The sequence below is a fragment of the Rhodococcus sp. (in: high G+C Gram-positive bacteria) genome, from assembly GCF_049286785.1.
Lineage (GTDB): Bacteria > Actinomycetota > Actinomycetes > Mycobacteriales > Mycobacteriaceae > Rhodococcus_F.
This window is the reverse complement of the sequence record NZ_JBAQEO010000920.1, coordinates 1-8,704: the sequence shown is the minus strand read 5'-3', so window position 1 is coordinate 8,704 and position 8,704 is coordinate 1. Positions and strand designations below refer to the sequence as shown.

Sequence of the window (8,704 nt, the reverse complement as noted above, 5' to 3'; positions counted from 1 at the left end):
GGGCAGGACACCGTCCTGCCCTCGCCGATCAACTTCGGAGGAAAAATGGCGACGGACAATCGCACGGACCAGCTGTTCCCGGACGTGACAGAGCACTACGGGAACGACATCATCGACATGAGCGGTGACGTGGCTTTCCCTGTGCCGCAGGAAAACTACGACACCGAACTCCCCACTGACGCGCTCTATGACGACGTCGTGCTGCCCGTCGTGCCGGTCGCACCCGCAACCCCGCACGATCCGTCGAACGTCGCCACCTACAACGAGGACCCGACCGACGAATTCCCTGTGGTTCTCCCGGTCGACGTCGCGAACACGGCGACAGAGCGGTCGTCGGACGACAACTACCAGCCGGTCGGAGAAGCAGAGCCTCAGTTCGAGTACGCCGACGCCGAGAATGCGGCCGAGCTCGAGTCCGATCCGTATGCGGACGCCCCGGATTGGGTTCGTGCCCATATCCCTCGGGGGCCGCTCGTCGCGGAAGTACAGGCGCGGCGTGGAGTGTCCGCCCGCCTTCCTCGCCGTCCCGCCCGAGCGGCCGCGCAGGCCGCCGACGTCCCCGCCAAGGTGATTGCGGCCGAGCCGAAGACGCCGACGGGTGGGCCTGCCCACGAAACCGCCGACAGCAAGAAGAACCCTTGGCTGGTCGGCGGTGCAGCCGCGGCCGTGTTGGCGGTAGTCGCCGGCACCGTCGTCGTGCTCGCATCCTCGGACAACAGCGGCGATGTCGCCGTTCCCCCGCTGCCGTCCTCGACACAATCCGCCGAGAACAGCGCCGCGGGTGAACAGTCCTGGTGCGAAGACTCGACGAAGAACGGGCAGGTCATCGGCCGCGGACCTGGTGACCGGACTACCGGCCCTGGTCTGATCCAGGCATTCGACTACGCGTACTACGTCGAGCGTGATGCAGCGAAGGTCACCTCGATGTACGTCAACCCGAATCCGGTCGGCCCGATCCAGGCGTCGATCGACGCGGCCGCAGCGCTCGGCACCGAACACTGCCTGACCATCGCGCCGACCCCCAACCCGAATGTCTTCGATGTCCAGTTGCGGCTGCGTACCGAAGCCGGTTCCGAGGGCGCCGACAGGCAACGCATCACGGTCGCTGATTCAGGTTCAGGACTGAAAATTGCCACCCTCGAGGAGATCCGATGAGCAACGTCGTTCCCATCCGCCGCACCCCGAAAGTCGCTGAACCGGAGAAAATATCGGCAATGGTCGTCGCCGGCTCTGGTGGCGCATCCACCACCACGACGACATTCGGCCTGGCCACGGCTCTGCGCCTGGGCACCGGCAAGGATGTCACTGCAGTCGACTCGACCAGCGACGGAGGCAACCTGCTCTCCCGCACCCGGTTCCGCGCCGTCGATCCCGCCCGGTCCATCGACAGTCTCAGTTCCCGGATGGCGGAGACCACCTCGGGAATGGTCGTCGTCGGCAGCTCTCACCACGGCCACAGTGCCGATCCGATGATGGTCGATTTGCTGCTCGAAGGCCGTGCGAGTGCCCGCGTCCACGACGTCGGCACCGCCCTTCGATCACCCCGCCTGGCCCCACTGATCCAGTCCGGGGCCGCCCTCGTCGTCGTGGCCCCCGCGCGATCAGAGCCGCTCAGCCGGATGAGAGAGGCAATGAACTGGCTCAAGTCCACATTTGGCCCGGACACCCTGGGAGAGACGATCGTGGTGGTCTCCCATCAGATGCCCACCTCCCCGCTCGAACTGGCCCCGATCCGGGCGGCACTCGCACCGCAGATCGCCGGTTTCGTCGAGGTTCCGTTCGATCCCGTCTTGGCCCGCCCGGGAGTCATCGACCACCGCCGGTTGTCCACCGCCACGATCGACGCCTGGACCGACGCCCTCGATGTTCTCGGCACTCTCTCACCCCAAGCCGATACCCGCAGCGACGGCAAGACCGGAGAACTGGCATGACCGCAGCGAATATCCACTCCGCCCCGATTCCAGTCGACCGGCCGGGACCGGCTGTCTGGCTCGTTGCTCCTCACGGTGGCGCTGGGGTCTCCACCCTGGCTCACTACCTCAGTTTCGCGGGGGATAGCGACCGGCAATGGCCGTGTGGCAACGATGTCGAGAACGAGTCGCCGTACGCGGTGATGGTTGCCCGCGAGACCGACGACGGGCTGAAGAAGGCGCACGCGATGCTCATGGAATACCGCGAGAAGAACCTCGATTGTGAACTTCTCGGGCTGGTTACCGTCGCAAGTTCGCCGACTCTCGACAAAAGCGTGCGCCAGTACCGCGACGTCGTGAAAACGGCAGCGCCGGCACATTGGCGGATCGGTTGGCACAGGTTTCTGCCTGCGGCTGGACTGTCGTCGCTCCCACGGTGGCACCCCCTCGACGGTGTGCCCGAACAGACCAAGGGAGCCCGTGCAGCGGTTCCCAAGGATGTGATCGATGCCGGCGTCGGCATCGTCACAGCAATCCAGCGTTCACTGCCCCATCTGCGCTCCGGGCACTGAACTCACCTCACCGAAAGGACAGCCATGCTCCACACCATCCACGACACCGCGATCCTCGCGGTCGACTTCAATATCCAGCCGACACTCCCTCCTGGAGCGGACGGCCTTCTGCGACTCGTGAACTGGCTCCTATGGATCATCATGCTGGCCTGTGTCGCGGCCTTGGTCGTCTCCGGCGGCAAGTTCGCATGGGAGAAGTGGAGCCAGGGCCAGACGGGAGGCGTGACCATGCTCCTCGGCTCGCTCATCGGAACAATCGTCGCGGGATCCGCGACGACCATCCTCAACGCTGTCACAGCCGCCTGATGTTCGCCCGCGGTGACCGTCACACGATCAACCGCCTGGTGGGATCCGCCGCTCCCTCGGCCGGGGCCGCCGCTCCCTCGGCCGGGGCCGCCGTTCTCGGGACCGGCGCGGCGCTCCTCTGCGTCGCTGTCGGATCCGTCGAATGGGTTCGACCGTGACTGCGACCGGTCACGAACCAGTACTCGCGGCTGTGGAGTTGCCCGGTTACATCACCGATGACATCAACACGGCACTGAGCTGGATTGCGGGCATCGCAGCGGTGGTGTGTATCGCGAAGATCATCTTCGTCGGCGGCCGGATGGCGTGGGATCACAAGCACACTGCGGGTCTCGAATCTCCCACGGCGGCAGAGTTCCTCGCGGCCTTGTTCGGGTGGATCCTCGCCAGCGGTGCGGCTATCGCGATTGCCGTCACGCTCATCGAATCCGGCCGCGTCCCGGAGAACTCGGTTCCGGCGCCGGACAAGCCGAACCTCGTCACGGACATTCAACAGAAGTTCCCCCCGCTCGAAGAGGAGAAGTAGATGCGTGTACTCGCGTGTGTGTCGGCCGCGGCCGTGGCCCTGGTGTTGGCGGGGTGCGGTGGCTCATCCGAGAGCAGCGACGACACCACACCTGAGGTGTCGCTCACCAGTGCCCCTGCGATCGCGAGCTGGTCGAACCTGAACGGTGTACTGGTCCCGCTCGGGAAGACGGACGGTCCGACGAGCGGGATTTGGGAGCCGCTGACAGGGTTCTCGCATACTCCGCAAGGTGCAGCTCTGGCCGCGATCGGCCAATCGGTGCAGCTGTCCACCGCGGCGGATCAGTCCTGGTCGAAAGTGTTGTCCGTCGTCGCCGCGGGTGGCGAGGGCCGAGACGCATTCGCGGTCAACCGGTCCCTGATCTCCTCGACCGGCACGGTCGACCCGACGGTCGTTCCGTCCATCGTCGGATACGCATTCGCGGACTACAGCGATACCGCGGCAACCGTCGACATCGTTCAGCGATTCCCGGACGAGTCGCTGGCCTCGACGCGCACCGACGTGGTCTGGGTGGGCTCCGATTGGAAGCTCGCCCTTCCCACCGCCGAGAAGGCGGTCGGGGTCACAGCACTGGACGAGCTGCCGCAGAACATGGTCGACCTGGAAGGAACACGCAAGTGAGCGAACAACCTACCGATACCCCGACACCGGCACCGCCCCCGCAACCATCCGAATCCAGCTCCGGAAAGGACGCCTCCACCACCTCGCTGATGGTGGGGTCGATCCTTGCGGTCATCGTCGTGGCCGCGGTCATCGTCAGTGTCTTCATCTTCGTGCGCGGCGGGGACGAGCCGCTTGTTCCCGCCGGCGACCAGGGATCGGGTGCGACTGCAGCGATCGAGCCCGATCAGTTCGAACCGGACCCGTTCTTCGACGAGAAGGGTCGCGTCGTCTACGCACCCCTCAATGACAACGGAGTGCTCCTGACGCAGTCCTCTCCGGCCGCCAGCCGTGCAGCGACGACCGCACCGTCCGGGATCATGCTCCAACGCGTCCACGGGAACATGTACTTGCCGTTCTCCACGTCTGACGGCCCGACCGCGTTCAGTGACAGCGGTGTCGCCACCGGCTTCGCCCGCACCGCTCAGGGCGCGGGTCTCGCCGGCGTCCACTACCTGAACTACCTCTCCACCGGGAACAGCCGGATCAAAAAGCTCCAGGACGCTGGCCTGCTGATCGATCCAAAGAACCTCATCGCGGAAGTGATTGAGTTGAACGCCTCCGGCCGCGCAGGAGCTGCCCCGGACAATTTCCCCGGGCGCGTATTCCAGATGATCAAAGTCGATTACACCGATGACTTGGTGCGGGTACATATCGGTGCGGCTGTAACACTCAAGGACGGCCGCGACCAGAACACCGACATGTGGCTGGATCTGGTGTGGCGTGACGGCCCCGGGTGGGTCGTAAAGGTGCCTCCAGCCGGTGAAAAGAATTTCCGCACCGTCGCGGACTACTCCGAGGGCTGGACGTCATGGTGGTGACGGCGCAGGTCGCGAAGCGGCTCATCCTCGTCTTCCTTGTGGCAGTTGCCGCGCTGGTGGGCACCGCGTCTCCTGTTCTCGCTGAGGAAGATCCCGGGCCCTCGGCTCTCGACTCCGCCGGTGACCTCGTGACGTGCGGTGCGACGGCAATGTTCGGTGGAGGACTGCAGATCGGCCTCGATGCCCTCGCCGCTGCTACTGGGACATCGGCACCTCGATGCGCTGACGGTGTCGAGGCTGTCGCTGAGGCTCCGAAGACGTTCCTCAAGGAGACCGCGATCGGGGCGTTCGAGATTGCCGGTTTGAGTACCGGCGAGGCGGGCGCGGCGGTGTTGAAGTTCGCTCTCGGCTGGTGGATCACCATCCCCGGCCAGAACGAAACCTCCTTCATGACCACGCTCGGGCAGCTCACGGAGTACACGTACTGGATTCAGGTCGCGTTCTTGGTGACATCGCTGATGTTCCTGGGGATCCGGTTGATGATGGCCAGGTCGGGGGCCATTCGTGACGTCTCCACCGAAGGGATGCAGCAACTCGCTCGGGCGACAGTGCTCTCCGGTTCGCTCGGGTTCATCGTTGTTCTCGGTACCCGGCTCTCGGACAACGTTTCCCGCTGGTTCATCGACGGCACTGTCGGTTCCGATCCGGAGGCGTTGGTCGACGCGATGATGCAGATCGGCGTCTACGCCACCCCCGGCGGTACGACCCTGCTGTACGTCATCGGGTTCATCGGCATTATCGGCGGCCTGATGATGGCGTTCCTGCTGCTGATGCGGATGGGTTTGCTCGTCGTCATCACTGCTGCGCTCCCGATCGCCGGCGCGGCCGGTGGGACGAAGATCGGCTCGCAGGCATACGAGAAGATGATCGCCTGGACACTGGCGTTCCTGCTGTTCAAGCCGGTCGGTTCCTTCGTGATCGGCGTAGCCGCGATGCTTTTCATGCAATCGGCACCCTCACGTGATGAGAACGGCGGCGCGATGACCGCGCTGATCGGCGCGCTCCTACTGTGCTCGGCGGCGCTGGTGCTTCCGTCCCTGATGCGGTTGATCGTTCCGGCGGTCGGAGCGGTCGGTGGGGGTGGCAGCGGGCTGGCCACCGCTGCAGGCATCGCCGCGGTGGGCGCGAAGGTCGGCGCCATGGCCGCAACCGGCGGCGCATCCGCAGGTGCCGGCGCGACGAGCGGGGCGGCCACCAGCACTTCCATGAGTAGCCAATCCTCATCCGTGACGACGGGCGCGGATACCTCTGCCCCGTCCAACTTCGGAACGGCTGGCAGCCGCGGCGCCCCATCCGGCGGGAACGCGGTGGGCGGCAACGACGGCACACCAACCAGCCAGGGCGCCACGACGGGCGGAAACGCGCCTGGCGGCATCGACGGCACGCCAACCAGCCAGGGCGCATCGGCCGCGACCGGCGGGTCAGGCGGGCCTGAGGCAACTGCCAACGAAGTGATCGGGGCGACTCCGGTCAGGAACAACGGAGGTTTCGAGGGATGAGCACCGCGGCGTATCGGATGTACGGCAACTGGCGTCAGCCGCGGTCGACGGGCATGGCGGGGGCGACGTTCGGAACGACGATGCTCGGCATCGGCGCAGTCATCGGCTTGGTGTTGATGAGTTTGGTAATCGGGTTCCTCCCGGCAGCGGTTTTGGCCGTGTTCACCGCAATTGGGTTCGTGCCATTGGTGCGCTCGAAGGACGGCCGAAGCGGATACGAAAGGGCACTTCTGATGGTTCAGTGGCGGCGCGCACACAGGCGTGGAGAGCACGCATACAGCTCGGGCACGTTCTCCCGTATTCCGGGAGGGCGGTACCGGATGCCTGGTGTCATGGCGGACACCGAGATCTACGAGGGTATCGACGGGAACAATCGCCCGTTCGGGATGATCCATATGCCGGAGGTCGACGGGTACACGATCAATCTGGATGCGCACCCGCAAGGGAGCGAGAACTTCGATCAGGAGGTTCTCGATCAAGCGGTCGGCAACTGGTCACAGATGTTGACCGCGATGGGCGAGACGTCGGACATCCTCGCCCTGGTCGCGGTGATAGAAACGCTGCCGAACACCGGGATCGAACTGTACGAGACCGTGTCGCAGAAGGTTCGTCATGATGCCCCGCAGCTGGCTCGCGATTCGATGCACCAGTTGGCGACCGGCTTGACCACGGGCGGTGTGCGTTTGGGCGCACGGATCTCGATCACCTTCCAAGCTCAGACCGCAGACCGCAAGAAAGATCCCTCGGAGCAGGCGGTCGAGATTGCCCGGCGTCTCCCTGCGATCACCGAAGCAGCGGCTCGGGCAGGGGTTCCGGCCACACCGATGACCGCCGACGAGATGTGCGGCATGGTCCGCCGATCCGTGGATCCGGCGTCGCTGATCAACATCGAGCAGGCGTTGTTCTCCGGTGAAGGGACCGACCTGGAATGGGCGGACTGCGGTCCGCGCACCCAACTTGAGGAAAAGGACCGGCTGATCCACGACGGTGCGGTCTCCGTTACCTGGGAGATGCGCGAAGCACCGAAGAGCGCCGTCCACGAGAACGTCCTCAAACGACTCCTCGACCCGAACTCGGCGTTGCCGATCAAGCGGGTAGCGATCATCTACCGGCCTCATTCGGCTGCGGACGCAACGTCAATCGTCAACAAGGACTACCACGACGCGCTGGCGGCACAGAGTCAGAGCCGCGGACCCGTGTCGGCGAAAGCCCAGCTCGAGGTGGCAGCGACCGAGCAGTCCCGTATGGAGGTCGCGCGGGGTCACGGTCTGACCCGGTTCGGTCTTCTCATCACCGTCACGCAACCGGCCGGGAGCGCGGACGTTCCCCGCATCGACTCACTGGTGCGTGACCTGGCCATCCAGAGCCAACTCATGATCCGTCGGTCGTTCTGCTGGCAGGCCCCGGCGTTCTGGGCTTCGCTCGGCGTCGGAGTCATCCCGCCCGAGCACACCTCCATTCCTAAGTTCCTGAGCAGCTGAGGCGGACACCATGGCCAAGCAGAAGACCGCATCGAAAGCGGCGACGATCAAGGTCCTCTCCGATGAGGATCTAGCGCGCCTGGAAGCGCGTGAAGCCGCAGCGACCAGCCAGATCGGCAAGGCCTGGCTCTCCGTACTCGTCAAACGCCAATACAGCCGGCGCGCGACGATCGCGGCGAACGAACGGGCCAACCAAGACACATCGGACCGTGATGTTCACACCCTCGATAAGCGCGGATTCGCGGGCGCTGGTGGTGGCCGGATGAGCACGGTGATGCCGCCGGCCGAATACCGCGGCACCACAGTCCAGGTCGCTGGTCTGTACCCGTGGATCGTGGGAGCGAACGCCCCCGTTCTAGGCACTCCGCTGGGGCCTCATCTGGCGCCGCCGCATGCACCGGTGTGCTTCGACCCCCTCTCGGCGAAGGAAGCGAAAGCGATCAGTGCTCCTTCGTGCATGATCATCGCCCTTAACGGGTTCGGTAAGTCGACGTTGCTTCGACGGATCGCGCTGGGCGACATCGCCGCTGATGTGCGCGTGTTGTGGCCAGGTGACGTCAAGCCGGACGGCCGGAAACTGACCGAGGCCGTGGGCGGTCAGGTCAACGAGGTCGGGTATGGCGGAATCGGCCGGCTCAACCCGCTCGACCCCGGCCCGATCGGGACCTCGATCGACAAGCTCACCCGTCGTATCGGGCAGCTCGCCCGCGGCATCGAAGCCGAGAGTGACCCGGAACTGCGGGCCGAGTTGGTGCTCGAGTGCCGGAAGGTGGAGCTGCAGCGCCAACAGACCCAGTACGCGCTGCACGCTCGGCAGGAGAACATCACCGCCGCGCTGTGCGAGATCGTGCGCGGCAAGCGCCTCGAGGACTTCGAGCAGACGTTGCTCGCGTCCGCGATCCGCCTGCTCTACACCCCGGCAGCGCAGGGGG

Annotated in this window: 9 protein-coding genes and 1 pseudogene; all 10 read left to right on the top strand. The window is 65.4% G+C overall.

Annotated features, from left to right (window positions below; genetic code table 11):
- Positions 1–1,155, top strand: a 1,155-nt coding sequence (locus WAW17_RS33500; protein WP_422337129.1) for a hypothetical protein, incomplete at its 5' end; no start/stop codon positions are given.
- Positions 1,152–1,931, top strand: a complete 780-nt coding sequence (locus tag WAW17_RS33495) for a hypothetical protein (RefSeq protein WP_422337128.1) — start codon at positions 1,152–1,154, stop codon at positions 1,929–1,931. The genes WAW17_RS33500 and WAW17_RS33495, both read left to right, overlap by 4 nt.
- Entirely contained in the window at positions 1,928–2,482 is a 555-nt protein-coding gene (locus WAW17_RS33490; RefSeq protein ID WP_422337127.1) for a hypothetical protein, read from the top strand. The genes WAW17_RS33495 and WAW17_RS33490 overlap by 4 nt, the downstream gene beginning before the upstream one ends.
- A 24-nt stretch (positions 2,483–2,506) precedes the next feature.
- Positions 2,507–2,788, top strand: a complete 282-nt coding sequence (locus WAW17_RS33485) for a hypothetical protein (protein WP_422337126.1) — start codon at positions 2,507–2,509, stop codon at positions 2,786–2,788.
- A 154-nt stretch (positions 2,789–2,942) separates the two neighbouring features.
- A complete protein-coding gene (locus tag WAW17_RS33480; RefSeq protein WP_422337125.1) occupies positions 2,943–3,311 on the top strand; it encodes a hypothetical protein in 369 nt (122 codons plus the stop codon).
- Positions 3,312–3,932 carry a hypothetical protein gene (locus WAW17_RS33475; RefSeq protein WP_422337124.1) on the top strand — a complete coding sequence of 207 codons (621 nt, stop codon included), beginning with the start codon at positions 3,312–3,314 and terminating at the stop codon, positions 3,930–3,932.
- Positions 3,929–4,792 (top strand): hypothetical protein, encoded by an 864-nt coding sequence (locus WAW17_RS33470; RefSeq protein ID WP_422337123.1) that lies wholly within the window; start codon positions 3,929–3,931, stop codon positions 4,790–4,792. The genes WAW17_RS33475 and WAW17_RS33470 overlap by 4 nt, the downstream gene beginning before the upstream one ends.
- Complete coding sequence (locus tag WAW17_RS33465; RefSeq protein ID WP_422337122.1) at positions 4,783–6,291, top strand: hypothetical protein; 1,509 nt, start codon at positions 4,783–4,785, stop codon at positions 6,289–6,291. Before WAW17_RS33470 ends, WAW17_RS33465 begins: the two co-directional genes overlap by 10 nt.
- Entirely contained in the window at positions 6,288–7,772 is a 1,485-nt protein-coding gene (locus tag WAW17_RS33460; RefSeq protein WP_422337121.1) for an SCO6880 family protein, read from the top strand. The genes WAW17_RS33465 and WAW17_RS33460 overlap by 4 nt, the downstream gene beginning before the upstream one ends.
- Positions 7,773–7,782: 10 nt before the next feature.
- Positions 7,783–8,704 (top strand): annotated as a pseudogene (locus WAW17_RS33455) (ATP-binding protein); the annotation flags it as partial.